Genomic DNA, 2,642 nt, shown 5'->3' with positions numbered 1-2,642 from the left:
GCCATGCTCAACACCCTCGGCTTCGACTCCCTCGAAGCCCTGAGCGCCAGCGTCATTCCCGACAGCATCAAGGGCACCAGCGTGCTCGGCCTGGAAGACGGCCTGAGCGAAGCCGACGCCCTGGCGATGATCAAAGGCATCGCCGGCAAGAACCAGCTGTTCAAGACTTTCATCGGCCAGGGCTACTACGGCACCCACACGCCGTCGCCGATCCTGCGCAACCTCCTGGAAAACCCGGCCTGGTACACCGCCTACACCCCCTACCAGCCGGAAATTTCCCAGGGTCGCCTTGAAGCCCTGCTGAACTTCCAGACCCTGATCAGCGACCTCACCGGCCTGCCGATCGCCAACGCCTCCCTGCTCGACGAAGCCACCGCCGCCGCCGAAGCCATGACCTTCTGCAAGCGCCTGAGCAAGAACAAGGGCGGCCACCAGTTCTTCGCCTCCGTGCATTGCCACCCGCAGACCCTTGACGTGCTGCGCACCCGTGCCGAACCGCTGGGCATCGAGGTGGTGGTCGGTGACGAGCGCGAACTGAGCGACGTGTCGCCGTTCTTCGGCGCCCTGCTGCAGTACCCGGCGAGCAACGGTGACGTGTTCGACTACCGCGAGCTGACCGAGCGCCTGCACGCCGCCAACGCCCTGGTGGCCGTGGCCGCCGACCTGCTGGCCCTGACCCTGCTGACCCCGCCGGGCGAATTCGGTGCCGACGTGGCCATTGGCAGCGCGCAACGCTTCGGCGTGCCGCTGGGCTTCGGTGGCCCGCACGCGGCGTACTTCTCCACCAAGGATGCGTTCAAGCGCGACATGCCGGGCCGTCTGGTCGGCGTCTCGGTGGACCGTTTCGGCAAGCCGGCCCTGCGCCTGGCGATGCAGACCCGCGAGCAGCACATCCGCCGCGAGAAGGCCACGTCCAACATCTGCACCGCCCAGGTGCTGCTGGCCAACATCGCCAGCATGTACGCCGTGTACCACGGTCCGCAGGGCCTGACGCAGATCGCCCAGCGTGTGCACCAGTTGACCGCGATCCTGGCCCAAGGCCTGAAAGCGATCGGTCTGAACGTCGAGCAAGAACACTTCTTCGACACCCTGACCCTGAACACCGGCGCCAACACCGCAAAACTGCACGAGCAGGCCCACGCCCAGCAGATCAACCTGCGCGTGGTCGACGCTGAACGTCTGGGCCTGTCCCTGGATGAAACCAGCACCCAGGCTGACGTCGAAACCCTGTGGGCGCTGTTCGCCGCGGGCCAGGCCCTGCCGGACTTCGCCGCCCTCGCCGCCGCCACGCAAGCGACCCTCCCGGCCGCGCTGCTGCGCCAGTCGCCGATCCTCAGCCACCCGGTGTTCAACCGCTACCACTCGGAAACCGAGCTGATGCGCTACCTGCGCAAGCTGGCGGACAAGGACCTGGCGCTGGACCGCACCATGATCCCGCTGGGTTCGTGCACCATGAAACTCAACGCCGCCAGCGAAATGATCCCGGTGACCTGGGCCGAATTCGGCGCCCTGCACCCGTTCGCCCCGGCCGCACAAAGCGCCGGCTACCAGCAGCTGACCGATGAACTGGAAGCGATGCTCTGCGCCGCCACCGGCTACGACTCGATCTCGCTGCAGCCGAACGCCGGTTCGCAAGGTGAATACGCCGGCCTGCTGGCCATCCGCGCCTACCACCAGAGCCGTGGCGAAGACCGTCGCGACATCTGCCTGATCCCGTCCTCGGCCCACGGCACCAACCCGGCCACTGCACAGATGGCCGGCATGCGCGTGGTGGTCACCGCCTGCGACGCCCGCGGCAACGTCGACATCGAAGACCTGCGCGCCAAGGCCATCGAGCACCGCGAGCACCTCGCCGCGCTGATGATCACCTACCCGTCGACCCACGGCGTGTTCGAGGAAGGCATCCGCGAAATCTGCGGCATCATCCACGAGCACGGCGGCCAGGTGTACATCGACGGCGCCAACATGAACGCCATGGTCGGCCTCTGCGCCCCGGGCAAGTTCGGCGGCGACGTCTCGCACCTGAACCTGCACAAGACCTTCTGCATTCCCCACGGCGGTGGCGGCCCGGGCGTCGGCCCGATTGGTGTGAAATCGCACCTGGCGCCGTTCCTGCCAGGCCACGCGCACATGGCGCGCAAGGAAGGCGCGGTGTGCGCCGCGCCGTTCGGCAGCGCGAGCATTTTGCCGATCACCTGGATGTACATCCGCATGATGGGCGGCGCCGGCCTCAAGCGCGCCTCGCAGCTGGCGATCCTCAACGCCAACTACATCTCCCGTCGCCTGGAAGAGCACTACCCGGTGCTGTACACCGGCAGCAACGGCCTGGTGGCGCACGAATGCATCCTCGACCTGCGCCCACTGAAAGACAGCAGCGGCATCAGCGTCGATGACGTGGCCAAGCGCCTGATCGACTTCGGCTTCCATGCCCCGACCATGTCCTTCCCGGTGGCCGGCACCCTGATGATCGAGCCGACCGAAAGCGAATCCAGGGAAGAACTGGACCGCTTCTGCGACGCCATGATCCGCATCCGCGAAGAAATCCGCGCGGTGGAAAACGGCACCCTGGACAAGGACGACAACCCACTGAAAAACGCCCCGCACACCGCGGCGGAGTTGGTCGGCGAGTGGTCGCATCCGTA

General features: G+C 66.7%; 1 protein-coding gene. It reads left to right on the top strand.

All coding sequences use genetic code 11. The features are described from left to right. Positions 1–2,642, top strand: a 2,642-nt coding sequence (gene gcvP, locus PG5_RS31110) for an aminomethyl-transferring glycine dehydrogenase (protein ID WP_042955916.1), incomplete at both ends; no start/stop codon positions are given.

It is taken from the genome of Pseudomonas sp. G5(2012) (genome assembly GCF_000408945.1).
GTDB classification, from domain to species: Bacteria; Pseudomonadota; Gammaproteobacteria; order Pseudomonadales; family Pseudomonadaceae; genus Aquipseudomonas; species Aquipseudomonas umsongensis.
Note: the sequence above shows the minus strand (reverse complement) of the source record. Positions and strands in the feature narration are given on the sequence as shown.